Raw genomic sequence first — 26,744 nt, 5'->3', positions numbered from 1 at the left:
CTGGCGTCTATTCTGACGCCACACTGCTATCCACCCAGCGCCAGGTGTCGGCGGCGCCTTCGGCGCGGCCGTCCCGCACCAGGATCACCTGGGCGCAGCCCTGCTTCTTCACCTCCTTGAGGGTGTGGCCCATGGCCTGCAGGGCCTCGCGGGTGGCAGCGGGGAGATCCGCCTCCACCTGGATCCGGTCCGGCAGCCACTGGTGGTGGAAGCGCGGCGCATCCACGGCGGCGCGGGCATCCATGCCGAAGTCCACGGCGTTGAGCACGGTGCCCAGCACCGTGGCGGGGATGGTGCGCCCGCCGGGGCTGCCGCTCACCATGACCACACGGCCGTCCTTCACGAGGATCACGGGGCACATGCTGGAGAGGGGGCGCTGGCCGGGCCGGGCCAGGTTCGGCGCCGTGCCGATGCGGCCCGCGGTGTCCGTGAGACCCGGCACGGCGTTGAAGTCGCCCAGCTCGTCGTTCAGCAGGAAGCCCGCCCCGGGCACGATGCGGCGCAGGCCGTAGCTCTCCTCCAGGGTGTAGGTGAGGCTCACCGCGTTCCCCTTCCCGTCGAGCACGGAGAGGTGCGTGGTGTCGGGGCGGTCCTTCGGCCAGATGAAGCGGGCCGGGTCCGAGGTCGAGGCGTGGTCCGGACGGATCGTGGCGCGCAGCTCGTCGGCGTGGGCCTTGGACAGCAGCCGCGCCAGGGGGATGTCCGGCGTGAAGGCGGGATCGCCCAGGAACTGCGCCCGGTCGGCGAAGGCCCGGCGCAGGGCCTCGGAAGTCAAGTGCACGGCTGCGGGGGAGCCCGCGCCCATGGCCCTGAGGTCATATCCCTCCAGGATGTTGAGGGCCTCGATCAGCACCTGGCCGCCGGAGCTGGGGGGCGGCGCCGCCAGCAGCTCCAGGCCCCGGTACGTGCCCCGCAGGGGCTCCCGCAGCACGGGCCGGTAGGCACGCAGGTCGGCGGCCGTGATGAGACCCCCGTTCGCCTTCATGTCGCGGACGATGAGGCGGGCGGTGGTGCCGCGGTAGAAGTCCCGCCAGTCCTTGGCCAGCCGGGCCAGGGTGCGGGCCAGATCCCGTTGCACGAGGCGATCCCCCGCCCGCAGCGGTTCCCCCTTCCGGCTGAACTGGGCCAGGGTGGGGCCGTGCTTCCGGAAGGCGGGCAGCTGCTCTGCGAGGCTGGCGGCCTGGTTCTCCGACAGCACGAAACCCTCCCGCGCGAGGCGGATAGCGGGCGCCAGCAGACGCGCCCAGGGCAGGCGGCCTTCCCGCTTCCAAGCCTCGCGCAGGCCCGCCACCGTGCCCGGCACGCCCACGGAGGCGAGCTCATCGTGATGCCGGGGCTCATCGTAGGTCCCGTCGGCCTTGAGCCACATGCGGGGATGGGCCGAAGCCGGGGCTGTCTCCCGGAAATCCACGAAGGAGGGCTGACCCGAGGTAGGGCGCGACAGCAGGAAGCCGCCGCCGCCCAGGTTGCCCGCGGCGGGATGCACCACCGCCAGGGCGAAGGCCGTGGCCACGGCGGCGTCCACGGCGCTGCCGCCTTCGCGCAGCACGGCGGCGCCCGCCTCGGAGGCCAGGCGCTCCTGGCTCACCACCACCCCTTTACCCTGGGCCAGGAGGCTGAGGGAAAGGCAGAGAGAGAGGAAGAAACGAAGGTGCATGGAGAGCCTCTTGGGTGCCTGTGTCCTTGAGTCTGTCATCCTTGGGGCATGTCCCGAAGCGCCGTCATCCCCGGTTCGACGCCGCAGACCCCCCGCGAGGAGCTGGCCAACAGCCTCACCCACGGGCTGGGCGCGGCCCTGGCCATCGCGGGCCTCGTGCTCATGGTGGTGGAGGCGGCCCTCCACGGCACGGCCCGGGACGTGGTGGGCGCGGCCATCTTCGGCTCCACCCTGATCCTGCTCTACATCATGTCCACGCTGTACCACGCCTTCCGGGGCCCCCGGGTGAAGCTGGTCTTCAAGGTCTTCGACCACTCGGCCATCTTCCTGCTCATCGCGGGCACCTACACGCCCTTCTGCCTCTCGGCCCTGGGCCGCGTCAGCCCGGGCTGGGGCTGGACCGTCTTCGGCCTGGTCTGGGGCCTGGCGGTCCTGGGCATCACCTTCAAGGGCGTGTTCTACGGGCGCATCGCCAAGGCCGCCCTGCGCCCGGCCCCCATCGACCACCTGCACGCCCCCGCAGGGCCCGCCGTGGATCCCGCCTTCGTGAAGCGCATGGGCTGGATCTCCACGGGCATCTACCTGCTCATGGGCTGGATCATCGTCATCGCCGCGGAGCCCCTGGTCCGCGCGCTCTCACCCGCAGGCCTGCGCTGGCTCTTCGGCGGCGGCGTCTTCTACAGCGTGGGCGCCGCCATCTACAGCCTCAAGAAGCTGCCCTACCACCACGCCCTCTGGCACCTCTTCGTGGTGGCCGGCAGCGCCTGCCACGTCTTCGGGGTGCTCTTCCATGTGATCCCCGGGAGCTGATGCCCGATCCAGTGGCCCGCCTACTTCTGAAAAGCCCACCACGAAGGTGAAGATCAAGGCCACGAAGGCAGCTCGGGGCGCCCCAACCTGGGACTTCCGGGCCGGAACGCCAGTTTCTGGTTTCGCGGTCTTTTGCGTTTCCTTCGTGTCCTTCGTGGAGGCCTTCAGCCGCGCTTCACCGCGACCATCACCAGGTCCGACGAGGTGGGGCTCCAGGCCTCGCCGGTCATGGTGCCGAGGGCCTCGCGCACCTCGAAGCCCGCGGCGGCGAGCAGGGCTTCGACCTCGGTCCGGCGCCAGGCCCGCAGCTGGACCTCCTCGGCGGAGACCACCTCCACCGGTGGCGTGGCCCCCGCATGCCAGCGCAGACGCACGGGCGTGAAGGTGAGGCGTCCGCCCTCGCGGGCGGTCATCAGGCGCAGGAAAACCGTCTCATCGCCGTCCTCCCCCGGCAGGACCACTGCGGGCAGGGCGCGCTCATGGCGGTCCAGGATGCGGTCGTAGTTCAGGGTCTGGAGCAGGAAGACGCCGCCCGGCAGCAGGCGCGAGGCCAGGCCCTCGAAGCAGCGGCGGAGGTCCGCCTCCTCCGTGAGGTGGGGCAGCGTGTTGCCCACGCAGAGGGCCCCGCCCTGCCCTGGTTCGACCAGCTCCGCCAGCCCCGTGAGGCTGCCCTGCACGTAGCGGCCCGAGGGATCCGCCTCCCGGGCCGCCGCGAGCTGGGCGGGCGAGGCGTCCACGCCCGTGGGCTCGAAACCCAGGCTGGCCAGCAGGCGGGCGTGCTCGCCGGTGCCGCAGCCCAGGTCCAGCACCCGCCGCGAAGGCGCCCCCTCCAGTACGCGCTGGAGGAGCGGCGCCTCGCGCTTCAGGCGCTGGGGCCAGTCGATGAGGCTGCGATAGGCGATACGGCCGTAGCGGTCGGACTTGGGTTCCACGGCGTCAGATCCTCGGCCACAGCCAGCCGAAGACGCCGGCGCTCAGCAGGCCGTAGATGAGGCCGTCCAGCAGGTCCTTGAGCACGCTGCCCCAGGGCTTGCCCATCCAGATGCCCATCTGCACGCTGCCGCCCACATAGGTCAGGAAGGAGACGGTGCCCACGATGCGGAACACCTTCAGGTAGTGGGCGCCCGCGCCCAGCGTGTGGCCGGCCACGTAGGCGGCCATGAAGGCCACGGCCGCGGCGTAGAGGAACCACAGGCCCAGGGCCTTGCCCATGTTCGGGGAGCCGTTGGGGCTCAGCACGAGGAAGCCCACGGGGCCCTCCTGGTACTTCGCCTGGACTTCGGGCGTTCCCATCTCCTTCATGTCGTTGCAACGGGGCATCACGTACTGGCCCGGCGCGGGCGAGCCCTTGCGGATGGCGGCGCGGACCTCGTCCTCGTTGGACAGGGCGCGGAAGTCCGAGTTGTGCCACTTCAGGACCATGTGGATGAGGCTGCTGGCCACGAAGACGATCACGGCGGACAGCACGATGGGTAGCCAGAGCTGGGAGAGCGGGACCATGGGATGGCTCCTTGGGTAGGGGTTGGGGTGCCCGCAGGATGGCCGCGGGTCCCCGTAACGTCAAGCGCGCCGGGGTTTCCGGGGGCCCGGCGCCGAGTGGCGGCCCGTGGCCTCGTCCACCCCATCGATCCACCCGGCCCGGGCTTCTGGAAAGGCGTCGGCATAGGGCACGTAGGGCTTCAGGTCCAGGACGGGCGTGCCGTCCAGCAGGTCCACGCCCCGCAGGCGGAGGGTTCGGCCCTCCACGGCCACCAGCTCCACGCAGGAGAGGCCGAGGCCGTTGGGCCGGTGGGGCGAGCGGGTGGCCAGCACGCCCCGCTTGGCCCGGGGCCCCCGCGGCGGCTGCACCAGGGGCGCCCAGCCCTCGCTGAGGTGGAAGGCGAAGATGAGCCACACGCGCTCGAAGCCCTCCAGGTCCCGAAGCACGGTCTCCGGGAGGGAGGCATCGAGCTCCAGCGTGGCCTCCGCGGGCGCTCCGGTCTCCGTGCCCGCCACCACCGTGGGCTGGTGCGGCGCGTCGATGCGCTTCGCGTAGGGCGAGCGCAGGACTCCGATGGGGCGGTAGGTGAAGGCGGAGGCGGCCATGCTGGAAGGGTAGCGCCAGGGTAGCGCTAGGCTAGCTCCATGAAGCACACCACCGTGGATGGTTTCCGGATCGAGTATCTCGACATCCCCGCCGCCGCGGAGGGACGGCCCGCCCTGGTCCTGCTCCACGAGGGCCTGGGCTGCGCCGCCATGTGGCGGAGCTTCCCCCAGCACCTGGCCGCGGCCACGGGCTGCCGGGTGGTGGCGGGCTCCCGCGCGGGCTATGGGGCCTCCGACCCCCATCCGGAGCCGCGCACGCCCCGCTACATGCACCGCGAGGCGGAAAGGGCCCTGCCGGCCTTCCTCGCCGCTCTGGGCATCGCGCGGCCCGTGCTCATCGGGCACAGCGACGGCGGCAGCATCGCCCTGCTCTTCGCCGCGGCCTTCCCGGAGGCTCCGCTCGGCCTCGCGGTCATGGCGCCCCACGAGTTCATCGAGGAGGAGACGCTGGCGGGGTTGCGCGCGGCCCGGGAGGCCTGGGCCGCCACGGACTGGCCCCGGAAGCTGGCCCGCTACCACCCGGACGCGCCCCGGGTGTTCCGCGAATGGAACGACACTTGGCTGTCGCCGGCCTTCCGGGACTGGAACATCGAGGCCTGCCTGCGCGACATCCGCTGTCCAGTCCTGGCGGTCCAGGGAGAGGACGACGAGTACGCCACCCTGCGGCAGGTCGAGGTCATCGCGGAACGGGTGCCCGGCGCGCGGCTGCTCAAGCTGCCCCGCTGCGGGCACGTCCCCTTCAAGGACCAGGAGGCGCGAGTGCTCGCGGCCCTGGCGGAATTCTTGGACGGACTGCCCTCCGCCTAGGCGGTATTCACACGACTCCGCATTCAAAACATCAGGAACACCACCAAGACACCAAGGCACCAAGAAAAGCCAAGACCAGGCGCTTTTGCCGTTCTTGGTGGTCTTGGTGGTGAACAAGGTCTTGCTTACCGGTGAACCTCAGCCAAAGAAGGGGAACGCAGAGAACACAGAGACGCCCTTCGGGCGCACAGAGATCGCAAAGGGGACTCGATCCACCGCGGACATCCTTTCTCGGGCGGCGCCATGCGCGGCCCGGGGCCAGAGGCCCGGATGTCCTGGCCTGGACACCTCTGTGCCCTCTGCGTTCTCTGCGGTTCCAGGTATTTCAGGCTGAGCCTGGCCGATAAGCAGGCTTGCTTATGGAACGCTCGTGGGCGCTCACAGGCGCGACGTGCCCCCGCCTTCGGAGGCCAGCGCCTTCAGGATCTCCACCACCTCGGCGGCGGACTGGGGGCGGTCCTCGGGCCGCTTCTCCATGAGCCGGGCCACCAGGAGGCCCAGGTCCGGCGGCAGGTCCGGCGCGGCCTCCGCCAGGGCCGGCGGCCGCGCTTCCAGGTGCAGGGACAGGAGGTCCTCGATGCGGGGGCTGTCGAAGGGCGGGCTCCCGGCGCACAGCTCGAAGAGCATGACCCCCAGCGAGTACAGGTCCGTCCGGGCGTCCACCCGGCCACCGCGGATCTGCTCCGGCGACACGTAGCGCGGCGACCCGTGGACCTGCCCCTCATCCCCGGGAGCGGCTCCGGCGGCCGGGGCGGCCAGGCCGAAGTCCATGATCTTGGCATCGCCCCGGGTGTCGAAGAGCACGTTCGCCGGCTTGATGTCCCGGTGGACCACGCCCACCTGGTGGGCGGCCTCCAGGCCCTCCGCCACCTGGCGGGCGATGCGCAGCGCCAGCGGCAGGGGCAGGCGCCCGCGCCCCTCCAGCAGCTCCCGGAGGGTGGTGCCCCGCAGGTACTCCATGGTCACGTAGGGGATGCCGTCGCTCTCGCCGAAGTCGTGGATGCGGAGCACGTAGCGGTGGGTGATCCGGCGGGCCAGGCGGATCTCCTGCTTGAGCCGCTCCAGGTAGGCCGGCTGCGAGGCCAGCCCGGCGCGCACGACCTTGAGGGCCACGTCCTCCTCCAGCTGGAGGTCCCGCACCTGGAGGACCACGCCCATGCCGCCCCGGCCCAGCATCCGCTCCACCCGGTACCGCCCGGCGAAGGTGGCGCCCGCCTGGAGCGGGGCCGGCAGGGGCTCCTCCGGGGCCGGGCCCCCGGGCCGGAGGCGCTGCGTGGCCTCATCCTCCCGCGCTGGGACGGCACGCACGGGAGCCGGGACCGCGGGCCTGCGCCGGGCGGAGCCCAGCAGGGCCAGCAGCTCGTCCTTGGCCTGCAGCTCCGCCACCATGGACTTGAAGGTGCGGGTCAGCACGCCCACCTCGTCCTCGGTGGGCACGAGGGCCAGGGGCCCGGGGTGCTCTCCCGCCGCCAGGGCCTCCGTGGCCGTGGCCAGCGCCTTGAGGGGCGCCGTGACCTTCCGGGCCGAGCGGAGGCTGAGGGCCAGGGCCGCCAGAAGCCCCGCCGCGCCGGCAATGAGGATGGCCCGCTGGAGGTTGCGGAAGGGGGCCATGAGCGGATCCACGGGCAGCAGCAGGACGTCCGCCAACTCCAGATCGAGGGCGTTCACGCCCCGGATGGGGGAGACCATCCCCAGGTAGGGCCGCCCGTCCACGCGGAAGGAGAGGACGCCGGAGCCCTGGCCGTCCAGCACCGGCCCCCGCGCGGCCAGGAGGGCCGGGTCCCGGGCCAGCAGCCGGTCCAGCTCCCCGCGCCCCGGGAGGGTGGCCCCCAGGGTCTGGAAGCGGCTGAGCAGGGCCAGGTGGGCGGAGGGGTCGCCGCGCTGGGGCCCGGCGATGGCCACGCGCCGGAGGTCCAGGGCGGCGCGGTCGTCCACCCGCACGCCCACCAGCATGGCCCCCAGGGGCCGGCCGCCCGGGGACTTCAGCGGCCGGGCCACGGCGTGGTAGATCCCCGGCCGGTCCCCCCAGTCCACCCGGAGGAAGCCCCGGTAGAAGGGCCCGCGGTGGCCCGCCACCTCGGCCTCCTCGGGCGCCAGGGCCATCTGGAGGATGCCGGCGTCGGGGAAGGAGAGGCGTCCGCCGCCGCCGGTGGCCGCCAGCAGGCTGCCGTCCGGCTTCACCACCAGGGCCAGGTCCGCGCCCAGGCGCGGCAGGTTCTCCGACAGGGTGTCCGCGAGGCTGGTGGAGGCCCCTGCCTCCAGCGCGTGCTCCACCAGTGCCAGGTTGCCCGAGTATTCCGTGAAGACCTCCAGCCCCGCGTCCAGGGAGCGCCCCTGCTGCTCGAAGGCGCGCTCCACCACATACCGCCCGGCGGAGAGGCTGGCGCTGGCCGTGGCCCGCGCGCCGCGATCCGCCTCGCTGTAGGCCACCCAGAGGATGAAGGCCAGGAGGGCGGCGATGGCCGCGGCCTGCCGGAGGAAGAAGGTCCAGGCCAGCGTTCGGTACCAGCTCATGCCCTGCGGCATCGGCCTCCCTTGGGTGGTGGCTATACTGGCTCGAATCTACCCGGGATGCCACGCATGAGACGAGTCCTCGCGAACGGCCTGCCGATCCTGGTGCTGGCCGTTCCCCTTCTCGCGGGCGGCCTCCAGGGCCCCGTGCGCCTGCACGAGAAGGGCGGCAAGGTCCGGCCCTCGCTCCAGGACTGCGTGGCCATCCTGGAGCCCCTCGACGTCCCCCTGCCGGCCCCGGGGCCCTCCCGGCCCGTGTCCATCAGGACCGTGGGGAAGCAGTTCCATCCGCGGGTCTCCCTCGCCACGCCGGGGACGGAGGTGGCCTTCCCCAACCTCGACCACATCCTCCACAACGTGTTCAGCGTCACCGAGGGCAACCGCTTCGACACGGGCCAGTACCAGCCGGGGGACGCGCCCAGGGTGAAGGTGGCGCGGCCCGGCCTCGTGAAGCTCTACTGCAACGTGCACCACCAGATGAACGCCTTCCTCTGGGTGGTGACGACGCCCTTCGCCCAGGTGCTGGACGGGCGGACCGGTCTGGCCTTCGACCAGGTGCCACCGGGCGCCTACCGGCTGCGCCTCTGGCATCCCGAGGCCAGCGAGCGGACCTGGACGGTGCGGATCGGCGAGGGCGTCACCCGCGGCGCCTGGGACCTGGACCTGTCCCTGCCGGCCCTGGAGCCGCACAAGAACAAGTTCGGCCGCGACTACGCCCCGCCCCAGGACGAGCGGGCGTACTGATCTGGGCTCATACCAAATTGCAATCAATCGTAAAAGATCCACCACGGAGGAACGGAGCATGGGCACACAGGAGGCGCCGGGTCCGGAACGCTCCAGGCGGGTCCGGGCCCGGCGCCTCCTGTGGCTTCCGGCGGAGCCGGAAGCGGCCTCTGGCCTGCCCATCACGGAGTTGCACGGAGGGCTCCGTGCCGCCTCCGTGGGTTCTGTGCCTCCGTGGTGAATCTTCATTCTTGATGGTGATTGGGTATCAGAACCGCTTCGAGAGGACCAGCAGGGTCCGGGCGATGGATTCGTCCGCCCCGTCGTAGCGCTGCCGCAGGTACACGACGGCGACGAGCCAGCGGTCCGGCAGGGGCAGGGCCAGGTCCACGCGCGGGCCGCGTGCGCGGCGGTAGTGCCACCACTCGTCCCCGTTCACGGGATAGAGCGTGCCCGTGGAGGACAGGCGCTGCCAGGAGAGGGCCAGCTGGGGCCAGTAGAGCCGCTGGCGGCTGCCCAGGGCGAGCTGCGCCTCCTCGGCGGTTTCGCCGGTCTCGCGGTTCCTGGAGCCGGACCAGCCTGCCTCCAGCGGGAGGGCCGCATGCCAGGTGGCCGAGACTCCCGCGGCCTCCACCGTCATGCGCTGGCGCTGCGCCGGATCGTGCCCGGGCAGGGCCCGGAGCCGCTCGTCACCCGCGTCCCAGGCCAGGCCCCAGCGATCCGCATGGGCGGTCCAGGACCAGGGCCCCGTGTCCAGCTTGAGCACCAGCTGTCCCGCCAGGAGGTTCACGCGGCCCCCCAGCACGTCCCGGACCCGGCCCGCGGCCACCCGGAAGCCCGCCTCCTGGACCAGGCCGCCGGGGCTGCGCAGCCCGAAGCGCCCGCCGGCGCCCAGGAAGCGGAGGTTCCGGTCCCACAGGGCCTGGGGGGCCAGGAGCCCGCTCTCCTGGAAGCCCAGGGTCAGAGAGCCGAAGGCGCGCTCGGACAGCTCCGTCCAGGTGGCCTTGGCCACATCCACCTGGTTCCCGTTGGAGGGCTGCTGGTCCCAGCGGTCGGCGTTGAGCCGGTTCCCGTCCGAGCCCAGGGCCGACCGTGTCCCGGCCTCCAGGCGCAGGTTCCCGGACTCCCAGGCCCAGCGCAGCCGGAGCTGGAGATCCACCCGGCGGAAGGACTCCGGATCGTAGCCGGCATCCGAAAGCCGGTCCCCCCGGAGGGTCAGCTCCCAGGCCGGCCGCCAGGATCCGCCGGCCTGCGGCGGGAGCGGCGCGGTCTCCTGGCCGTGGGCAAGGACGGCGACCAGGGGGAGTGTCCAGCGACGGATCGGCATCGGTCTCCGGGCCCGCGGGCTTCCGTGGATGGTAGCCCACTGCCCGGGCGGGGCAAGCGGCCGCGGCCACCGGAGGGGTCCCCATCCTGAAACCGGATCTGGCCCTGGATCACCCGGGCGCCATCCTGGATCGTGGGGTCCCCGGCCGCCTTGACGGGGCCCCGCCGCAACCGGATCCTGGCCCGAGGCATGGAGGCCCTGTGGGCACCTGGGATCTCGCCATCGCGCTGGACCGGTCCGATCCGGAGCCCCTGTACCTCCAGCTGGTGAAGGCCATCGAGGAGGGCATCCGCCACGGGCGCTTCAGGCCCGGCGACGCCCTGCCCGGAACCCGGGCCATGGCCGAGCTTCTGGGCGTGAACCGCACCACCGCCCTGACCGCCTACCGGGAGCTCGAGGCCGAGGGCTGGATCGAGGCCTCTCCGGACCGTGGCACCTTCATCGCCAGGAAGCGGCCCATGGCCCTGGAGGTCCCGGAGGGGATCTCGGCCCAGGACTCCGCCTCCTGGAAGCGGGCCACGCCGCGCACCGGGCCCTTCTTCCAGCCTGGCCTCCCGGCGCCGGAGTCCTTCCAGCTCCTCCCGGACACGACGGACCTGCGGCTCACGCCCACGGACGCCATCCACCGGGCCTACGGCCGGGTGCTGCGGCTGCACCCCGAGCGCCTGCTCCAGCCCGGGTGGGATCCGCGGGGGCTGCTGGATCTCCGGAACTCCCTCAGCAAGATGCTGCGCGATCTCCGCGGCCTCTCCGTGGAGGCGGGCAACCTCCTGCTCACCCGGGGGCTGATGAGCACCCTCAACCTCGTGTCCCGGGTGCTCTTCGCGCCGGGGGACGCGGTGGCCATGGAGAACCCCGGACAGTTCCGCGTGGCCGAGGCCTTCCGCGCCGCCGGGGCCCGGCTCTTCGCCGTCCCCGTGGACGCCCGCGGCCTGGACGTGGAGGCCTTCGAGCTGCTCCTGCGCCGGGAGCCCGTCCGCCTCCTCTACCTCACCGCGGCGCCCCAGCAGCCCACCCAGGTGAACCTGGACCCGGCCCGGCGCCAGCGGCTGCTCCAGCTCTCCGAGGCCCACGGCTTCCGCATCCTGGAGGGCGACCCCGCCCTGGGCTTCCACCGCGAGCGCAACCCGCACCTGCCCCTGGCCAGCGAGGATCCCCATGGCCGCGTGCTCTACTTCAGCAGCTTCGAGCAGATCCTGGCGCCGGGGCTGCAGGTGGGCTTCCTGGCCGGCGAGGCGGGCCTCATCAAGCTCCTGGCCCAGCAGCGGCAGCTGGTGGACTGGCCCGGCAACCTCGTGCAGGAGGCCACCATCGAGGAGACGCTGCGCGACGGCGAGATCCTGCGCCACCTGCGCCGCGTGCGGAAGCTCACGGACGAGCGGCGGGAGACCATGGTGGACCGGCTGCTGCTCCACCTCCACCCGGCCGTCTCCGTGAAGAACCCCCGGGAAGGCCTCTCCCTCTGGCTCTCGGTGGCCGGGGACATTCCGCTGGAGGCCTGGACGGAACGCTGCCTCGCCCATGGCGTGGTGGTCTACCCGGGCAGCCTGTACGACCTCCACCGGCATCCCCTTCCGCACCTGAGCCTGGGCTTCGCGGCGCACACGGTGGAGGAGCAGAACGAGGCCTGCCGGCGCATGGCCCTGGCCCTGAAGGAGGTCCGGGCCCGCTGACGGCTACCATGGCCGTATGACCGACCCGAACCCCCGGCCCCCGCGCCGCCCCCGCTACAAGGGCACCCACCCCCGGCGCTTCGACGAGAAATACAAGGAGCTGGCGCCGGAGCGCTACGCGGAGGAGCAGGCCAAGGTGGCGGCCCGGGGCCACACGCCCGCGGGGACGCACCGCTCCATCATGGTCGATGAGATCCTCGAGGCCCTGGCGCCGAAGCCCGGCGAGCGGGCCCTGGACGCCACCCTGGGCTACGGGGGCCACGCCCGGGAGATCCTCACGCGCCTGCGGCCCGGCGGACGCCTGGTGGGGCTGGACGTGGATCCCCTGGAGCTGCCCCGCACGGAGGCGCGCCTGCGGGCCCTGGGCTTCGACGAGGAGGCGCTGGTGGTCCGGCGCACCAACTTCGCCAGCCTCGCCAAGGTCGCGGCGGAGCTGGGCCCCTTCGACCTCATCCTGGCGGACCTGGGCGTGTCCTCCATGCAGATCGACAACCCGGCCCGGGGCTTCACCTGGAAGGCCGAGGGTCCCCTGGACCTGCGCCTGAATCCCCAGAAGGGCCAGCCCGCCGCGGACCTGCTGGCGCGGCTGGACGCGCCCGCCCTGGCGGAGCTGCTGATGGCGAACGCCGACGAGCCCCATGCGGAGGCCATCGCCCGGGAAGTGGCAGACCGGGAGGTCCGCACCACCCGCGGCCTCGCGGAGTGCATCCGCTCGGCCCTGCTGGCCGAGGGCCTGGAGGACGATGACGTGAAGCGGGCCATGCAGCGCACCTTCCAGGCCCTGCGCATCGCCGTGAACGACGAGTTCGGCGTGCTGGACCACTTCCTGACCCAGCTGCCCGCCGCCCTGGCGCCCGGCGGCCGGGTGGCCATCCTCACCTTCCACTCCGGCGAGGACCGCCGCGTGAAGAAGGCCTTCCAGGAGGGACTGAGGGAAGGCTCCTATACCGAGGTGGCCGCCGAGCCCCTCCGGGCCTCGGCGGAGGAGCGGCGCTCGAACCCCCGCTCCACCAGCGCGAAGCTGCGCTGGGCCCGGCGGACGGGCTGATCCTCCCCGAACCACACCTCGGGTTGTCAGATGCAAGCATCCGCGGGCACTCAACCCGCGCGGCCGGACCTCCGTATGCTTGGCGGACCCCTCAGGAACCCGGAGAGCCGTATGCGCCTGTTGCCCTTCTTCGCCACCGCCCTCGTCGTGGCGGCTTCCGTCGGCGCCTCGGCGCAGATTGACGCCCGCCTGATGCGCTATCCGGATGTGTCGGCGACACAGATCGTCTTCACCTACGCCAACGACCTGTGGATCGTCCCCAAGGCCGGCGGCACCGCCCAGCGCCTGTCCACGCCCAAGGGCGAGGAGACCTTCGCCCGCTTCTCGCCGGACGGCCGGGAGGTGGCCTTCAGCGGCAACTACGACGGGAACCTGGATGTCTACACCCTGCCCGTGGGCGGCGGCGTCCCCGCCCGGATCACCCACCACCCCATGCCCGATCGCATGGTGGACTGGGCCCCCGATGGCAAGTCGATCCTGTTCGCCTCGGGCATGGAGTCCGGCAAGGACCGCTTCAACAAGCTCTTCACCGTGCCCAAGGGCGGCGGCCTGCCCAAGGCCCTGCCCCTGCCCTACGCCGAGTTCGGCGCCCTGTCGCCGGACGGGAAGATCCTGGCCTACCAGCCCATCAGCACGGACTTCCGCACCTGGAAGCGCTACCGCGGCGGCATGGCCTCGGAGATCTGGTTCTACGACCTGGAGAAGAAGACCGCCACCCGCCTGCCCAGCGAAGGCGGCTCCAACGACTCCCAGCCCATGTGGCACGGCGGGAAACTCTACTTCCTCTCGGACCGTGACGGTGCGAAGCGAAGCAACATCTGGTCCTACGACTTGGCCACGAAGGCCTTCAGGCAGATCACCTTCTTCAAGGACTACGACATCCACTTCCCCGCCATCGGCCCCTCGGACATCGTCCTGGAGGCCGGGGGACGCCTCCACCGCATCGAGCTGCCTTCGGAGAAGCTCGTGGAGGTGAAGGTGGAGGTGGTCACGGACCGGGCCACCCTGCGGCCGAGGGAGGAGAACGCCAGCAAGCTGCTGAGGCATCCCACCCTGTCCGCCCAGGGCAAGCGCGCGCTCTTCGAGGCCCGGGGCGAGGTCTTCTCCGTGCCCGCGGAGAAGGGCTACGTGATCGACCTCACCCGCACGCCCGGCGCGGCGGAGCGCTATCCGGCCCTCTCGCCGGACGGGAAGCAGGTGGCCTACTTCAGCGACCGCAGCGGCGAGTATGAGCTCTGTGTGCGGCCGGCGGACGGATCGGGAGTGGAGCGCCAGGTCACGCACCTGGGCCCGGGCTTCCGCTACCGCATCAGCTGGTCGCCCGACGGGACGCGGGTGGTCTTCGCGGACCAGGCCATGCGCATCCACCTCTGCGACCTGGCCACCGGAAAGACGCAGGCCATCGACCAGGGCTTCTTCATGTCCGATGGCCCCCTCCAGGACTTCCGCGCCAGTTGGTCGCCGGACAGCCGCTGGATCGCCTACCCCCGCGACACGGCCAACCGCAACAGCGTGATCGCCCTCTACGACACGAAGACGGGCCAGCGCCGCGAGGTGACCTCGCCCTACTACAACGCCGGTGATCCGGCCTTCGATCCCGAGGGGCGGTATCTCTTCCTCACCACGGGCCAGCAGTTCAGCCCCACCTACAGCGACCTGGACGGCACCTGGGTCTACGCTGCCACCACCCGGGTGGCGGCCCTGCCGCTCCGCAGGGACGTGCCCTCTCCCATGGCTCCCCGCAATGACGCGGATGCCGCGAAGGACGAGAAGAAGGAGGGTGCCGACAAAACGAACGGGAAGGACGGGGACAAGAAGGAGGAGGGGAAGAAGGAGGCTCCCAAGCCCGTGGAGATCGACCTGGAGGGCCTGGAGGGCCGCATGGTGCTCCTGCCGCCCGCGGCGGGCTACTACGCGGACCTGGCCGCCACCAAGGGCAAGCTGGTCTACCGGCGCGCCGCCCAGATCAATCCCATGGCCGAGGGCACCACGGGCACCCTCTACACCTACGACCTGGAGGAGCGGGAGGAGAAGGCCGTGCTGGCGGACCTCGATGGCGCCCTCCTCAGCGGCGATGGCAAGAAGGTGCTGGTGAACCGGAAGCTGGACTACGCCCTCATCGACCTCAAGCCCGACCAGAAGTTCGAGAAGAAGCTGCCCACGGGCGAGCTGATGATGACCCTCGATCCCCGCGCCGAGTGGCAGCAGCTCTTCAACGACGCCTGGCGCCTGGAGCGGGACATGTTCTACGACCCGGGCATGCACGGGGTGGACTGGAAGGCCCAGAAGGTCCGCTACGGCAAGCTGCTCCAGGACTGCGTGACCCGCGAGGACGTGAACTTCGTCATCGGCGAGCTGATCTCCGAGCTGAACGCCTCCCATGCCTACCGCGGCGGCGGCGACCAGGAGATGCCGGCGCGCCTCGGCGTCGGCCTCCTGGGCGCGGATTTCGCCCTGGAGAACGGCGCCTTCCGCATCAAGACCATCCTCCGTGGCGCGGACTGGGACGCCCAGACCCGGGCCCCCCTGGCCCAGCCGGGCCTGAAGGTGAAGGAGGGCGACTACCTCCTGGCCGTGAACCGCATCCCCCTCGACGTCCGCACCGACCCCTGGGCGGCCTTCCAGGGCCTGGCCGGCAAGACCGTGCTCCTCACCGTCAACGACAAGCCCTCTCTGGAGGGCGCCCGGGATGTGCTGGTGGACACGGTGGCCAATGACTATCCGCTGCGCTACTGGGCCTGGATCGAGGCCAACCGGAAACATGTGGAGAAGGTCTCGGGGGGGCGCATCGGCTACATCTACGTGCCCGACACCGGCATCGGCGGGCAGAACGACCTGGTGCGCCAGTTCCGCGGCCAGTGGGACAAGGCCGGCCTGATCATCGACGAGCGATTCAACAGCGGCGGCCAGATCCCCGACCGCTTCATCGAGATGCTGGGCCGCCGGACGCTGAACCACTGGGGTGTGCGCGACGGCAAGGACTGGCAGTGGCCCGCGATCGCCCCCAGCGGCGCCATGGCCATGCTCATCAACGGCTGGAGCGGCTCCGGCGGCGACCTCTTCCCCCACTACTTCCGGCAGGCGGGCCTCGGCCCCCTCATCGGCCGCCGCACCTGGGGCGGGCTCATCGGCATCAGCGGCTCCCCGGCCCTCATCGACGGCGGCGGCGTGACCGTGCCCACCTTCGGCATCTACTCCAATGAGGGGAAGTGGATCGTCGAGGGCCACGGCGTGGAGCCCGACATCGAGGTGATGGACGACCCCGCCCTGCTGGCCCAGGGCAGGGACCCCCAGCTGGACCGGGCCATCCAGGAGGTGGAGGCGGCGATCAGGAAGCAGCCCCCCGCCACCCGCAAACCGGTGTATCCGAACCGTTCCAACTAGCCCTGTCTTCCCTTACTGCGCCCCGCGAAGCGGGGCGCAGCTCTGCACGCTAGAAGATCTCCTTGAACAGATCCTTCATGTGCTGCCAGCTGCGCCGGTGGGCGGCCTCGTTGTAGGCGGCGCCCTTGCTGGGATCCGAGCCCGCCTCCTTCTGCGTGAAGGCATGCACCGCCCCGGCATAGGCCACGAACACGTAGTCCGCCTTGGAGGCGCGCATCTCGTCCTGGAAGGTGGCCACATCCATGGCGGGCACGAAGGGATCGTCCGCGCCGTGGCAGACCAGCACCTTGGCGGCGATGGGGCCGGGCTTGAAGTCCTTGGGCACGTCCAGGCCGCCGTGGAAGGACACCACGCCCTTCACGGGCAGGCCGGCCCGGGCGGCCTCCAGCGCCCCGGTGCCGCCGAAGCAGAAGCCGATGACCGCCAGGCGCGAGGCGTCCACGCCTTTCTGGGCCTTCAGCGCGTCCAGGGCCGCGGCGATGCGGCGCCGGTAGAGGGCCCGGTCACCCTTGTACTGGCCCGCCAGCTTGCCGGCCTCCGCCGTGTTCGCGGGATGCACGCCCTCGCCGTAGATGTCGGCGGCGAGCGCCACATAGCCGAGCTTCGTCAGGTCGTCCGACACCTTGCGCTCATGGTCCGTGAGGCCCATCCACTGGTGGATCACCACCACTCCCGGCGCCTTGCCCTTGGCGGCCTTGGGCCTGGCCAGGTAGCCCGCCAGCTTTGTCGGGCCATCGGCATAGCTGAGCGGCTGGCCCGCGCAGACGGGCAGGATGGCGAGGGAGAGGGCGAGGGCGGCGGATCGCATGGGACCTCCGGGCTGGGAGCCCGATCCTATTCCTGTTTGAACGGGAACTCCAGGACCGGCATGTCCCGGCCGACAAGGGAGTACCGACCCGGGGGTCGCCTCCGGGGCCGGCCACACCATGGATCTCCCATGTCGATCCAGCTCCCTCCGAGCCTCGAAGCGGAAGTCCAGCACCGGATGACCGCGCTGGTCTTCAGGAACGCCCCCTTCACCTGGGCCGTGCATCTGTCCGTCGGGGGCCTGCTGGCCTGGGTGAACGTGACCCAGGCGGCCCCGGTCGCCGGTGCCCTGACCTGGTGGGCCCTGGTGGCGGTGGCGGCCACGGTCCGCTACGCGCTGGCCCGCCGGTTCACGGCCGCGGCCCCGGACGCCGGCGCTTCCACGGTCTGGCGCCGGCGCTACGTGCTGGCGACGGCCCTGGTGTCCGCGGCCTGGGGCGCGGGCGTCCTCCCCTTCGTGTGGCACGGCAGCGAAGGGGCCCGCATGTTCACCGGCCTCGTGGTGGGAGCCATGGTGGCCGGAGCGCTTCCCCTCCTGGCCGCGGTCCCCGCGGCCCTGCTGGCCTTCGTGGCGCTGGCCGGCCTGCCGATGACCGCCGCGATCCTGCTCCAGGCCGGCTCGTCCCTCCACTGGGCCTTCGGCTTCGGCTGCCTCATCTTCCTGGTCTACATGCTGGCCGGGGCCAGGCACCTGCATGGCACCCTCGGAGCCTCGATCCGGCTGGGCCTCGAGCAGAAGCAGCTCGCCCGGACGCTCGAACAGGCCCTGGCAGAGCGGAAGGACCTGGAGGAAGTCCACCGCCGGGACCGCGACTTCGCTGAGGGGCTCATCGACACGGCCCAGGCCATCGTCATCGTCCTCGACCTCGAAGGGCGGATCCTCAGGATCAACCGCTTCATGGAGGAGCTCTCGGGCTACGCCCAGGCGGAACTCCAGAACGCGGACTGGTTCGCCCTCTTCCCCCCGGAAGCCGGGCGGGACGAGGCTCGCGCCCGCTACCGGAACGCCCTTGCCGAGGGAAGGAGCACCGCCAACACCAGCGAGATCCTGGCCCGGGACGGGCGCCGCATCCTGGTGGAGTGGCACGACAAGCCCATGAGAGACGCCGGTGGCGCCATCACGGGCATCCTGGCCCTGGGCCAGGACATCACCGAGCGCGAGGCGGCGGAGGAGCGGCTGGCCCTCGCCCTGCGGGGATCGGACCTCGCCATCGCCGATTGGCACGTCCCCAGCGGCACCCTGGTCTTCGGAGAGGGCTGGACCAAGCTGCTCGGCTATCAGCCGGGGGACCTCCTGGACCAGACCTCCACCCTCCGGGGCCTGCTGAACCCGCGGGACATCCCCGCGGCGCGCCGGGCCCTGATCCGCCACCTCAAGGGCGAGACCCCCCACCTGGAAGCCGAGGTCCGCATGCGCCACAAGGACGGGCGCTGGATCTGGGTACAGGGAAGGGCCATGGCCGTGGAGCGCGACGCGAACGGACGGGCCGTCCGGGTCACCGGAACGGCCAAGAACATCACCCAGCGCAAGGAGGCGGAGGCCGAGATCGCCCGGCTGTCCCAGTGGAACGAGATGCTCCTGGCCTCCGCGGGACAGGGGATCTACAGCGTGGACCTGGAGGGGCGATGCACTTACATCAACGCCACCGCCGCCCGGATGCTGGGGTACGCCCCGGAGGAGATCCTCGGAGCGCGCCAGCATGAGCTCTTCCACACCCACCACATGGATGGGTCCCCCTACCAGGCGGAGGACTGCCCCGTCAGCCTGACCCTGGGCGATGGCATCAAGCGGGAGTGCGAGGACGGCTTCCTCCGCAAGAACGGGGAGAGGTTCCCCGTCCAGCTCACCGTCACCCCCATGCACGAAAAAGGGAGCATCGTGGGCGTCGTGGCGGTCTTCGAGGACATCACCCAGCGCAAGGCCATGGAGGAGGAGCTGAGGCGCCTGGCCACCACGGATCCTCTCACCGGGGTCGCCAACCGGCGCCGCCTCCTCCAGGAAATGGACATGGAGCTGGCCCGGCACAAGCGGTTCGGCAAGCCGTCCGCCTTCCTGATGCTGGACCTCGACCACTTCAAGCGCGTCAACGATGCCCATGGCCACGCCGTCGGCGACCTCGCGCTGCGGCACCTCGCGGAGCTGTCCCGGATCCGCCTGCGCCGCCTGGACCTCTTCGGCCGCCTGGGCGGCGAGGAGTTCGGCATCCTCCTCCCGGGCACGGACGGGGCCGGCGCCATGACCGTGGCCGAGCTTTTCCGCGCCCAGGTGGAGCACTCCCCGGTCCAGACCGAGGCCGGGCCCATTCCCCTGACCGTGAGCATTGGCGTGACCGTCTTCACCCCTGAGGATGCGGAGCCGGACAGCATCCTGGCCCGGGCGGACGCCGCCCTCTACCGCGCCAAGCAGGACGGGAGGAACCGGGTGGAGATGGGCTGATGCCGCGTGCGGCCCCTCAGCGCCCGGTGCTTCCGTAGCCTCCGCCACCGCGCTCCGTGTCGCCCAGGGCCTCGACGCTGGGCTCGGGAATCCAGGTCCAGCTTTCCACCGGGGCCACCAGGAGCTGGGCGATGCGCTCGCCCCGGCGCAGCTCGAAGGGCGCCTCGCCGTGGTTGACGAGGAGCACCTGCACCTCGCCACGGTAGTCGGCGTCGATGGTGCCGGGCGCGTTCAGCACCGTGAGCCCGTGCTTCAGGGCCAGCCCCGACCGGGGCCGCACCTGCCCCTCGAAGCCCGGCGGGAGGGCCATCACCAGGCCCGTGGGGACGAGGCGCCGCTGGCCGGGCGCGAGGGTCCAGGACTCGCCTTCGGGAATCGCCGCCCGAAGGTCCATGCCCGCCGCATGGGCCGTGGCGGCGGCGGGCAGGTCGAGGCCGAGGCCGTGGGGGAGCTGGTGGACCGGAATGCGCATTCAAAAAGATTCAACGCAAAGGCGCGAAGACGCAAAGGGCTAATCGAGGCCGTTCACGACCCGGCGGATGCCTTCCTTCAGATGGCGTTGGCCGAAGTTCAGGAGCAGGCCGAGGCGCAAACCGGTCACACGAAGGTAGGTCAACAGTTGCGCCTCGAATACCGGGGCGATCTCCGCCACCGCCTTGCATTCCACAATGACCAGATCGTCCACCAACAGATCGATCCTCAAGGGGGATCCGAGCTCGACCCCCTTGTAGCGGATCGGACAGAGGGGTTGACGCTTCACTTTCATGCCCCGCTGTTCCAACTCCCAGCAAAGCGCCTCCTCGTACACACTCTCCAGGAGCCCGGGTCCACCAAGCGTTCGATGCACCTCGATCGCTGCCTCGATGATCCGATGCGACAAGTCATTCTCCGCTACACTCACCGGCCACCTTTGCGCCTCTGCGCCTTTGCGTTGGATTTTCCTTCACCAGCTGCCCGCAGGCCCCCTGCACATCGCGGCCCCGGCTGCGGCGGACGGTGACGAAGCAGCCGCGGGCCTTGAGCCACTCGGCGAACCGCTGCACGCGGTCCTCGCCGGGCTCGCGGAAGGCGCTGGCGGCGTGCTCGTTCATGGGGATGAGGTTCAGGTTGTGGCCGCTCCGCAGGTCGCCCAGCCAGTCCGCCAGGCGCTCCGCATCGGCCTCGGTGTCGTTCTCGCCGGCGATGAGCACATACTCGAAGCAGAACTTCTCTCCGCGCTTGGGTCCCCAGTCGTCGAGCGCCTTACGCAGCCGGGCCAGGTTCCACACGCGGTTCACGGGCATGGTGCGGCTGCGCGCCTCGTCCGTGGTGGCGTTGAGGCTGAGGGCCAGCAGGGGCCTCGGTTCCAGCTTTGACAGCTTCTCGAGGCCGCTCACCAGGCCCGAGGTGCTCACGGTGATGCGGTTCTTCCCCAGGCCCAGGCCCGCCGGGTGGCACATGAGCCGGATGGCGCGGTGCAGGTTGTCGAGGTTGTGCAGGGGCTCCCCCATGCCCATGAACACGAGCGTGAGCTCATGCCCGCGCTCCGGCCCGAGCTCCGCCATGAGGGCCAGCACCTGGCCCAGGATCTCGCCGGGCTGGAGGTTGCGGAGGATGCCCATGCTGCCCGTGGCGCAGAAAGTGCAGCCCATGGCGCAGCCCACCTGGCTGGAGATGCAGTAGGTCACGCGCGGGTTCCGCACCTTGCGCGGCATGTGGACGGACTCGATGCGCTTCCCGTCCGCCAGCGCCAGGGCCAGCTTGGTCGAGCCATCCCCGGAGGGCTGGCGCTCGACGATCGTGGGGAGGCGCAGGTCCGCCACGCCCTCCAGCCAGCGGCGGATGCCCGAGCCCAGGTCCGGCGCGCCGTCCTTCCAGGTCCAGGGCCGGTGCAGGCGCTTGAAGGTCTCCAGGGCGCTGCCGGGGCACCCCAGGGCATCGAGGTCCTCCGGGAACAGCGACCAGGCCGAGGGCCGCCCCTCTCGCTCGGGGGCGGGGCGGTCCCAGGGCATGGGCGGAAGGTTCGTCATGCCTCCAGTCTATCGGCCACCGGGGCGGGCATCCTGGGCCGGGGGCCGTTTCCCGGCATCACCAGGGCATTGCCGCCCAGGCAGAGCGCGGCGCCCAGGGCCAGCTCCCAGCGCCACTGGAGCCCCTCGAAGGCGGTGGAAAGCGCCAGGGCCACCACGGGGATGACGATCATGGCGTAGCCGGCCCGGCCGGCCCCGATGCGGCCCACCAGGGTGAAGTAGGCGCCGAAGGCCAGGACCGATCCGAACAGGGACAGGTAGGCCAGCGAGCCCAGGTAGCGCAGGGAGGGATCGAAGGCGAAGGGCCGGCCGGTGGCCCAGCAGAAGAGGGCCACGGAGGCCGCGCCATAGGCCATGCCGAGCGTGTTGCCCTGCACGACCGGGATGCCCTGGCGCAGGTTGCGCTGGACCACCAGGTTGCTGAGGCTGGCGGCCACGGTGCCCACCAGCCCGAGCAGCAGGCCCGCGCGGTCCAACCCGCCCTGCATCGATCCCGAGGTTCCGGGCAGGCACACCAGCCCCACGCCGACCACGCCCAGGGCCATGCCGCCCAGAGCCCGGCGGCTCAACGGCGTGCGGAAGAAGAGCCGGGCGCCCACCAGGTTGAGGACCGCCATCAGGGAGAAAATCACCGCCATGAGGCCCGAAGGGATGCGCTGCTCGGCCAGGTACACGCAGACGTAGTTGATCCCGACCAGCAGGGTGCCCTGGAGGGCCATCCAGCCATGCTCCCGCAGCGTGAAGCGGAGCTTCAGCCCCCGCAGGAGGCACCAGGCGGCCAGCAGCGCCGCGGCCAGGGTGAAGCGGTAGGCCACCGAGACTTCGGCCGCCACGTGGCCGTACTGCCAGGTGATGGCGATCCAGGTGGAACCCCAGATCAGGATGGAGGCGAGGTAGAGGGTCAGGTTGTTCATGAAGCCTCGGGGCCAGAACGTCGAGCCAGGAGCAGGGCGGCGGCGGACGCGGAGAAGACGGAGTAGTCGAGGGGTTCCTTGGGGCCGAAGGAGATCGCCATGGCCAGGCCGAAGGCCGCCAGGAGGAGGGCGCTGGACAGGGCCACCGCCCGGCCCGCGCGGGAGGGGAGCGGCAGCAGGAGGGCGAGCCCCAGCGCCAGCTCCGCCGCCGTGGCGGCCCAGGCCAGGAAGGGGATGCTGCGGGCGGGCATGAAGCTGTTGACCTGGGCCGTGTACTTCATGAAGTTGGCGAAGGTGCCGTAGCCCCGGCCCGGGCCCCAGAGGCCGAAGCGGGAGGCGATGCCGGAAAGGAACGCGGCGCCCAGGGCGAGGCGCGCGTAGCGCGGGGCCCAGCGCTCCAGGGAGCGGGAGGCCGGGCTCATGCCTTCGCCGCCAGGTCCGCGTGTTCCGCCTGGAAGGCCTCGTAGGGGCCCGGCTTCCAGCCGCTGCGGTCCAACTTCCAGCCGTTCTCGATCCTCGCCCAGCCCACGTGGGCGTAGTAGTCCTTGGCCAGGGGCGCGGCCTGGAGCACCCACTGGATGCCTTCGTCCAGGCCCTGGGCCAGCTCCAGCAGCCGGCGCCCCACGCCTGCTTTCTGGACGGCCGGATGCACGGCCAGGTCGCAGACGTAGCCATCCCAGACGAAGTCCGTCCAGCCCCGGAGCAGGCCCACGAGGCGGTCGCCATCGTAGGCGGAGATCACCACGTTGGAGCCCTCGAACATGCGGCGGATGCGCTCCGGATCGTGGATGGGGCGACGCAGGGGCGCCGCGGCGTAGAGGGCGCGGATGGCCTCCACCTCCGGGCGGCGATCCAGATGGTAGGTGAGAGCGGCGCTCATGCGGGCTCCTTCGTCTTGTCGAGGGGCAGGTCCGGCTGGAAGGCCACACCCAGGCGGTTCCAGGCGTTGATGAGGGTGATGGCGTAGGTCAGGTCCGCCAGCTCCTGCTCGGAGAAGTGCTTCCGCGTGGCCTCGTAGAGCTCGTCGCTCACCTGGTGGCGGGTCAGCTCCGTGAGGGCTTCGGTCCAGGCCAGGGCGGCCCGCTCCCGGGAGGTGAAGAGGTTCGCCTCCCGCCAGCCCGGGAGGATGTGGAGGCGCCGCGGGGCTTCCCCATCCTGGAGGGCTTCGGTGGCGTGCATGTCCATGCAGTAGATGCAGCCGTTCAGCTGCGAGGCCCGCAGCTCCACGAGGTGGAGGAGCCCCGGTTCCAGGCCGCAGGCGCGGGTGTAGCGGTAGATCTGGAGCAGTCCCTGGTAGGCGGCGGGGGCGAGGTCGGGATGGGGTTTCGATGCGCGCATGACGACTCCGTGGCCGATGGGCCGATTCCAGGATCGGCTCAGATGGCCTATTGAAAAGGTCCATTTCTGTCATTACAACTAGACCATGCGCCCCTGGACCTTTCCCGTCGCCCTTCGGCCGAGCTGCACGCGCGAGCCGGTCTTCCAGCAGATCGCCCAGGCCATCCGGGCCGACATCCGGCGCGGCCGGCTGCGACCGGGGGACCCCCTGCCCGGCTCGCGGAGCCTGGCCCAGACGCTGACCGTCCACCGCAACACCGTGCTGGCCGCCTACCGGGAGCTGGAGGCCGAGGGCTGGACGGTGGCGGAACAGCGCACCACGCGGGTGGCTCTGGACCTGCCCCAGTCGGTGGCCGCCGCCAGGCCTCCCCTCCGGGGCGGGGGCGAAGGCCGCCTGGGCTATGACTTGGCGGCTCCCGGTCCCCGGCGGGCCCCCCGGGAACCCAACCTGCTCTGCTTCGGGGGCGGCCTGCCGGACCTGCGGCTCGTGCCCACCGAGCTCCTGGCCCGCGCCTACCGCCGGGCCCTGGCCAGCCGGAACCTCCTTGGCTACGGGGACGCCCGGGGGGAGGCGAGATTCCGCTCGGCCCTGGCCCGGTTCCTCTCCGAGACGCGGGGGCTGGCCGTATCCGAGGACCGCCTGATGGTCGCGGGGGGCAGCCAGGGCGCCCTGGACCTGGTGGCCCGCACGCTGATCCGGCCCGGCGACCGCGTGGCCGTGGAGGATCCCGGCTACCCCGCCGCCTGGGCCACGCTGCGGGCGGCGGGCGCGGAGCTGGTCCCCGTTCCCGTGGACGAGGCGGGCCTGCAGGTGGAATCCCTGGCTGGCCGGCTGGAGGAGGGCCCCCTCCGGGCGGTCTACCTGACGCCCCACCACCAGTTCCCCACCACGGTCACGATGAACGCCTCCCGGCGCCTGAAGTTGCTCGACCTGGCGCGCCGGCATCGCCTCGCGGTCCTGGAGGACGACTACGACGCCGAGTTCCACTTCGAGTGCCGCCCGGTGCTGCCCCTGGCCGGCGACGATCCCGGGGGCGTGGTGGTCTACCTGGGTACCCTGTCCAAGATCCTCGCCCCCGGGCTCCGCCTGGGCTTCGTGGCCGGGCCCCGGGTCCTGGTGGACGCCCTGGCCGCCCGCCGGGAGACCGCGGACGGGCAGGGAGACCAGGTGGTGCAGCGGGCCGCGGCGGAGCTGCTGGAGGACGGCCTGCTCCAGCGCCACGCACGCAAGATGCGGCGGATCTACGAGGTTCGCCGCGAGGCGCTGGCCCGGGCCCTGCGCCGGCACCTGGCCGGGGCCGTGGCCTTCGACCTGCCGGCGGGCGGCATGAGCCTCTGGCTCCGCGTGGATCCCGCCATCGACACGGAGGCCTGGGCGGCGCGGGCTCAGCGGGCCGGCGTGGGCATCACCACGGGCCGGGCCTTCGACTTCCGGGGCCGCCCGCGGCCCAGCCTGCGCCTGGGTTTCTCCGCCCTCGACGAGCGCGAGCTCGAGGAGGCCGTGCGCCGGCTGGCGCAGGCCCTCAGGAGCTGATCCGACCTCAGGCCACCAGGTCCTGGGGCCGGATGTCGCAGCCGCGGCGCGTGCCGAGGGTGCTGACGCCGACGCTGGCGGGATCCAGCAGGGCCTGCGCCATGCGCTGGAGGTCCTCCTGCGTCACGGCGTCGATCTCCGCGATCTGCCGGTCGAGGCTGCGCAGCTCGCCCTGGTGGATGGCCTGGTGGGCCAGGCTGAACATGCGGCTGCTGCTGCTCTCCTGGCTGAACACGAGGCTCGTGCGGGCCTGGAGCTTGGCGCGCTCCAGCTCCTCGGCCCCCACGCCCGCCTTGCGGACGCGCGCGCACTCGGCCATGGTGCGCTGCACCAGCTCGCGGAGCTGGGCGGGCGCGCAGCTGGCGCTGATCTGGAGGGCGCCGGTGTCGGCGTAGGGGCTGAGGTAGGTGCCCACCTGATAGCAGAGGCCCCGGCGCTCCCGCAGCTCCAGGAAGAGGCGCGACGCCATGCCGCCCCCCAGCACATGGCTCAGCAGGTTGGCCGCGGAGCGGTCCGGCGAGCGGTGGCCCGGCGCCGGGAAGCCCATCACCAGGTTGGCCTGCTGCAGGTCCTTCCGCGGGACGTTCAACAGGAAGGGCCGCGTGCGGGCGCGGACGTCCGGAGCGTGGCCCGTGCCCTTCGGCAGGCGGTCCAGGATGGGCTTGAGCAGGTCCTGGAAGGGGCCCGGCTCCAGGGCGCCGGCGGCGGCCACCACGAGGTTCGGCGCCCGGTAGGTGTGGTCGAAGAAGGCCCGGGCCTCGGCGGGCCCGTAGGCCGACACCTGATCGCGGCGGCCCAGGATGGGATGGGCCAGGGGCGTGCCCTCCCAGAAGCCGCCGTAGAAGAGCTCGCTGACCCAGTCGTCCGGCTGATCCTCGCTCTGGGCGATCTCCTCCAGGATCACGCTCCGCTCACGGGCCAGCTCCTCGGCGTCGAAGCGCGGCGAGGTCACCAGCTCGCCCAGCAGCTTCACCAGGTCCGGCAGCTGGTCGGAGAGCACCTTGCCGTAGAAGCAGGCCACCTCCTTGCCCGTGAAGGCGTCCACGTGCCCGCCCAGTCGGTCCGTGGCCGCGGCCATCTCGTCGGGCGTGGCGAAGGAGGCCGTCCCCTTGAACACCGTGTGCTCCAGGAAGTGGGCCAGGCCCTCCTCCGCAGGCCCCTCGTGCCGCGAGCCCCGGCGCACCCAGAACCCCACGGAGCAGCTCCGCACATGGGGGATGGGCTCCACGAGGATCTCGGTGCCCGCGGGCGTGGTGGTGCGGAAGGGTTCGGCCATCCGCCCAGTCTACCGTCCCGTCGGCCCGCAGCCTCCTCTCAACGGGGACCGGAGGCCTTGAGGACCGCCTTCAGCAGGCCCGGGAAGCGCGCGTCCAGATCCTGCTTCCGCAGGCTGTTGTAGCGGTGGACACCCTCCACCCGCGTCTGGATGATCCCGGCCTCCCGCAGGACCTTGAAGTGGTGGCTCAGAGTGGCCTTGGTGGCAGGCAGGCCGAAGGTCCCGCAGGCCAGCTCCCCGTCTCCGGCCAGCCTGCGCACGATCTCGAGGCGCGTGGGATCGCTCAGCGCGTAGAGCACCGCGGGAAGGTCTAGCTGCTCGCGACCGGGATGATGGAGGCTCCGCATGGATCCAGGATGCCCGGGTTCGGATCCATGCCGTCAAATATTTTGATTGTTTTCTAA

General features: G+C 71.5%; 24 protein-coding genes. 8 read left to right on the top strand and 16 right to left on the bottom strand.

The features are described 5' to 3' along the window. Window positions 1–7: 7 nt before the first annotated feature. The gene (gene ggt / locus G398_RS15380) at window positions 8–1,657 is read right to left on the bottom strand and encodes a gamma-glutamyltransferase (RefSeq protein WP_043483009.1); all 1,650 of its coding nucleotides are present in this window, start codon (window positions 1,655–1,657) and stop codon (window positions 8–10) included. 48 nt (window positions 1,658–1,705) lie between these two features. On the opposite strand from ggt, the gene trhA reads away from it, so the two are divergent. Further along, on the top strand, window positions 1,706–2,467 hold the full coding sequence (gene trhA, locus G398_RS0101365; protein ID WP_052571100.1) for a PAQR family membrane homeostasis protein TrhA: 762 nt from the start codon (window positions 1,706–1,708) through the stop codon (window positions 2,465–2,467). Window positions 2,468–2,631: 164 nt separating this feature from the next. Here the strand turns inward: trhA and G398_RS0101360 are convergent, their stop codons facing one another. The 3 genes from G398_RS0101360 to tsaA are packed head-to-tail and all read right to left on the bottom strand — an operon-like array spanning window position 2,632 to window position 4,552. Next, window positions 2,632–3,399 carry a class I SAM-dependent methyltransferase gene (locus G398_RS0101360; RefSeq protein ID WP_026852249.1) on the bottom strand — a complete coding sequence of 256 codons (768 nt, stop codon included), beginning with the start codon at window positions 3,397–3,399 and terminating at the stop codon, window positions 2,632–2,634. A gap of 4 nt (window positions 3,400–3,403) precedes the next feature. Continuing rightward, window positions 3,404–3,967, bottom strand: a complete 564-nt coding sequence (locus G398_RS0101355) for a hypothetical protein (RefSeq protein ID WP_026852248.1) — start codon at window positions 3,965–3,967, stop codon at window positions 3,404–3,406. Window positions 3,968–4,027: 60 nt separating this feature from the next. Then, entirely contained in the window at window positions 4,028–4,552 is a 525-nt protein-coding gene (gene tsaA / locus G398_RS0101350) for a tRNA (N6-threonylcarbamoyladenosine(37)-N6)-methyltransferase TrmO (protein ID WP_026852247.1), read from the bottom strand. A gap of 39 nt (window positions 4,553–4,591) precedes the next feature. Here tsaA and G398_RS0101345 point away from each other — a divergent pair, with 39 nt between their 5' ends. After that, a complete protein-coding gene (locus G398_RS0101345) occupies window positions 4,592–5,359 on the top strand; it encodes an alpha/beta fold hydrolase (protein ID WP_026852246.1) in 768 nt (255 codons plus the stop codon). Window positions 5,360–5,737: 378 nt separating this feature from the next. Here the strand turns inward: G398_RS0101345 and G398_RS19070 are convergent, their stop codons facing one another. After that, complete coding sequence (locus tag G398_RS19070; protein WP_157492233.1) at window positions 5,738–7,873, bottom strand: serine/threonine-protein kinase; 2,136 nt, start codon at window positions 7,871–7,873, stop codon at window positions 5,738–5,740. 66 nt (window positions 7,874–7,939) lie between these two features. Here G398_RS19070 and G398_RS19065 point away from each other — a divergent pair, with 66 nt between their 5' ends. Then, window positions 7,940–8,614 (top strand): cupredoxin domain-containing protein, encoded by a 675-nt coding sequence (locus G398_RS19065; RefSeq protein WP_052571095.1) that lies wholly within the window; start codon window positions 7,940–7,942, stop codon window positions 8,612–8,614. A gap of 247 nt (window positions 8,615–8,861) precedes the next feature. Here the strand turns inward: G398_RS19065 and G398_RS0101330 are convergent, their stop codons facing one another. Continuing rightward, a complete protein-coding gene (locus G398_RS0101330) occupies window positions 8,862–9,920 on the bottom strand; it encodes a hypothetical protein (RefSeq protein ID WP_026852245.1) in 1,059 nt (352 codons plus the stop codon). Window positions 9,921–10,120: 200 nt separating this feature from the next. Between G398_RS0101330 and G398_RS0101325 the strand changes: the two genes are divergently transcribed. The 3 genes from G398_RS0101325 to G398_RS0101315 all read left to right on the top strand — a co-directional run bounded on the left by G398_RS0101325 (window position 10,121) and on the right by G398_RS0101315 (window position 16,025). Next, window positions 10,121–11,593 carry an aminotransferase-like domain-containing protein gene (locus G398_RS0101325; RefSeq protein WP_026852244.1) on the top strand — a complete coding sequence of 491 codons (1,473 nt, stop codon included), beginning with the start codon at window positions 10,121–10,123 and terminating at the stop codon, window positions 11,591–11,593. Between the two features lie 16 nt (window positions 11,594–11,609). Continuing rightward, entirely contained in the window at window positions 11,610–12,641 is a 1,032-nt protein-coding gene (gene rsmH, locus G398_RS0101320; RefSeq protein WP_026852243.1) for a 16S rRNA (cytosine(1402)-N(4))-methyltransferase RsmH, read from the top strand. 111 nt (window positions 12,642–12,752) lie between these two features. Continuing rightward, window positions 12,753–16,025, top strand: coding sequence for a S41 family peptidase (locus G398_RS0101315; RefSeq protein WP_026852242.1), 3,273 nt, complete (start codon window positions 12,753–12,755; stop codon window positions 16,023–16,025). 49 nt (window positions 16,026–16,074) lie between these two features. On the opposite strand, the gene G398_RS0101310 is transcribed toward G398_RS0101315, so the two are convergent. Further along, complete coding sequence (locus G398_RS0101310; RefSeq protein WP_026852241.1) at window positions 16,075–16,833, bottom strand: dienelactone hydrolase family protein; 759 nt, start codon at window positions 16,831–16,833, stop codon at window positions 16,075–16,077. Window positions 16,834–16,962: 129 nt separating this feature from the next. On the opposite strand from G398_RS0101310, the gene G398_RS0101305 reads away from it, so the two are divergent. After that, window positions 16,963–19,269 carry a GGDEF domain-containing protein gene (locus G398_RS0101305; RefSeq protein ID WP_026852240.1) on the top strand — a complete coding sequence of 769 codons (2,307 nt, stop codon included), beginning with the start codon at window positions 16,963–16,965 and terminating at the stop codon, window positions 19,267–19,269. A gap of 16 nt (window positions 19,270–19,285) precedes the next feature. On the opposite strand, the gene dut is transcribed toward G398_RS0101305, so the two are convergent. From dut to G398_RS0101270, 7 genes are read right to left on the bottom strand one after another with little or no spacing between them, the layout of a single operon-like run. Then, on the bottom strand, window positions 19,286–19,741 hold the full coding sequence (dut, locus tag G398_RS0101300; RefSeq protein WP_026852239.1) for a dUTP diphosphatase: 456 nt from the start codon (window positions 19,739–19,741) through the stop codon (window positions 19,286–19,288). 39 nt (window positions 19,742–19,780) lie between these two features. Then, window positions 19,781–20,149, bottom strand: coding sequence for a GxxExxY protein (locus G398_RS0101295; RefSeq protein ID WP_052571093.1), 369 nt, complete (start codon window positions 20,147–20,149; stop codon window positions 19,781–19,783). A 1-nt stretch (window position 20,150) separates the two neighbouring features. After that, window positions 20,151–21,278 carry a 23S rRNA (adenine(2503)-C(2))-methyltransferase RlmN gene (gene rlmN / locus G398_RS15365; protein WP_052571091.1) on the bottom strand — a complete coding sequence of 376 codons (1,128 nt, stop codon included), beginning with the start codon at window positions 21,276–21,278 and terminating at the stop codon, window positions 20,151–20,153. Next, entirely contained in the window at window positions 21,275–22,192 is a 918-nt protein-coding gene (locus G398_RS15360; RefSeq protein ID WP_052571089.1) for a DMT family transporter, read from the bottom strand. Before G398_RS15360 ends, rlmN begins: the two co-directional genes overlap by 4 nt. Further along, window positions 22,189–22,614, bottom strand: a complete 426-nt coding sequence (locus G398_RS0101280) for a hypothetical protein (RefSeq protein ID WP_043483006.1) — start codon at window positions 22,612–22,614, stop codon at window positions 22,189–22,191. The genes G398_RS15360 and G398_RS0101280 overlap by 4 nt, the downstream gene beginning before the upstream one ends. Beyond that, entirely contained in the window at window positions 22,611–23,072 is a 462-nt protein-coding gene (locus G398_RS15355; protein WP_052571088.1) for a GNAT family N-acetyltransferase, read from the bottom strand. The genes G398_RS0101280 and G398_RS15355 overlap by 4 nt, the downstream gene beginning before the upstream one ends. After that, window positions 23,069–23,530, bottom strand: a complete 462-nt coding sequence (locus G398_RS0101270) for a carboxymuconolactone decarboxylase family protein (protein WP_026852236.1) — start codon at window positions 23,528–23,530, stop codon at window positions 23,069–23,071. The genes G398_RS15355 and G398_RS0101270 overlap by 4 nt, the downstream gene beginning before the upstream one ends. Before the next feature lie 85 nt (window positions 23,531–23,615). Here G398_RS0101270 and pdxR point away from each other — a divergent pair, with 85 nt between their 5' ends. Further along, complete coding sequence (pdxR, locus tag G398_RS0101265) at window positions 23,616–25,064, top strand: MocR-like pyridoxine biosynthesis transcription factor PdxR (protein ID WP_026852235.1); 1,449 nt, start codon at window positions 23,616–23,618, stop codon at window positions 25,062–25,064. Window positions 25,065–25,071: 7 nt separating this feature from the next. Here the strand turns inward: pdxR and G398_RS15350 are convergent, their stop codons facing one another. Then, on the bottom strand, window positions 25,072–26,340 hold the full coding sequence (locus G398_RS15350; RefSeq protein WP_052571086.1) for a M16 family metallopeptidase: 1,269 nt from the start codon (window positions 26,338–26,340) through the stop codon (window positions 25,072–25,074). A gap of 38 nt (window positions 26,341–26,378) precedes the next feature. Further along, a complete protein-coding gene (locus G398_RS0101255) occupies window positions 26,379–26,687 on the bottom strand; it encodes an ArsR/SmtB family transcription factor (protein ID WP_026852234.1) in 309 nt (102 codons plus the stop codon). Window positions 26,688–26,744 lie beyond the last annotated feature (57 nt).

The sequence above is a fragment of the Geothrix fermentans DSM 14018 genome, assembly GCF_000428885.1.
GTDB lineage: Bacteria > Acidobacteriota > Holophagae > Holophagales > Holophagaceae > Geothrix > Geothrix fermentans.
Note: the sequence above shows the minus strand (reverse complement) of the source record. Positions and strands in the feature narration are given on the sequence as shown.

Coding starts and splice junctions, on each gene's coding strand:
- ggt (WP_043483009.1), bottom strand. CDS start 1,657: ATGCACCTTCGTTTCTTCCTCTCTCTCTGCCTTTCCCTCAGCCTCCTG.
- trhA (WP_052571100.1), top strand. CDS start 1,706: ATGTCCCGAAGCGCCGTCATCCCCGGTTCGACGCCGCAGACCCCCCGC.
- G398_RS0101355 (WP_026852248.1), bottom strand. CDS start 3,967: ATGGTCCCGCTCTCCCAGCTCTGGCTACCCATCGTGCTGTCCGCCGTG.
- tsaA (WP_026852247.1), bottom strand. CDS start 4,552: ATGGCCGCCTCCGCCTTCACCTACCGCCCCATCGGAGTCCTGCGCTCG.
- G398_RS0101345 (WP_026852246.1), top strand. CDS start 4,592: ATGAAGCACACCACCGTGGATGGTTTCCGGATCGAGTATCTCGACATC.
- G398_RS19070 (WP_157492233.1), bottom strand. CDS start 7,873: ATGAGCTGGTACCGAACGCTGGCCTGGACCTTCTTCCTCCGGCAGGCC.
- G398_RS19065 (WP_052571095.1), top strand. CDS start 7,940: ATGAGACGAGTCCTCGCGAACGGCCTGCCGATCCTGGTGCTGGCCGTT.
- G398_RS0101330 (WP_026852245.1), bottom strand. CDS start 9,920: ATGCCGATCCGTCGCTGGACACTCCCCCTGGTCGCCGTCCTTGCCCAC.
- rsmH (WP_026852243.1), top strand. CDS start 11,610: ATGACCGACCCGAACCCCCGGCCCCCGCGCCGCCCCCGCTACAAGGGC.
- G398_RS0101315 (WP_026852242.1), top strand. CDS start 12,753: ATGCGCCTGTTGCCCTTCTTCGCCACCGCCCTCGTCGTGGCGGCTTCC.
- G398_RS0101310 (WP_026852241.1), bottom strand. CDS start 16,833: ATGCGATCCGCCGCCCTCGCCCTCTCCCTCGCCATCCTGCCCGTCTGC.
- G398_RS0101305 (WP_026852240.1), top strand. CDS start 16,963: ATGTCGATCCAGCTCCCTCCGAGCCTCGAAGCGGAAGTCCAGCACCGG.
- dut (WP_026852239.1), bottom strand. CDS start 19,741: ATGCGCATTCCGGTCCACCAGCTCCCCCACGGCCTCGGCCTCGACCTG.
- rlmN (WP_052571091.1), bottom strand. CDS start 21,278: ATGACGAACCTTCCGCCCATGCCCTGGGACCGCCCCGCCCCCGAGCGA.
- G398_RS15360 (WP_052571089.1), bottom strand. CDS start 22,192: ATGAACAACCTGACCCTCTACCTCGCCTCCATCCTGATCTGGGGTTCC.
- G398_RS0101280 (WP_043483006.1), bottom strand. CDS start 22,614: ATGAGCCCGGCCTCCCGCTCCCTGGAGCGCTGGGCCCCGCGCTACGCG.
- G398_RS15355 (WP_052571088.1), bottom strand. CDS start 23,072: ATGAGCGCCGCTCTCACCTACCATCTGGATCGCCGCCCGGAGGTGGAG.
- G398_RS0101270 (WP_026852236.1), bottom strand. CDS start 23,530: ATGCGCGCATCGAAACCCCATCCCGACCTCGCCCCCGCCGCCTACCAG.
- pdxR (WP_026852235.1), top strand. CDS start 23,616: ATGCGCCCCTGGACCTTTCCCGTCGCCCTTCGGCCGAGCTGCACGCGC.
- G398_RS15350 (WP_052571086.1), bottom strand. CDS start 26,340: ATGGCCGAACCCTTCCGCACCACCACGCCCGCGGGCACCGAGATCCTC.
- G398_RS0101255 (WP_026852234.1), bottom strand. CDS start 26,687: ATGCGGAGCCTCCATCATCCCGGTCGCGAGCAGCTAGACCTTCCCGCG.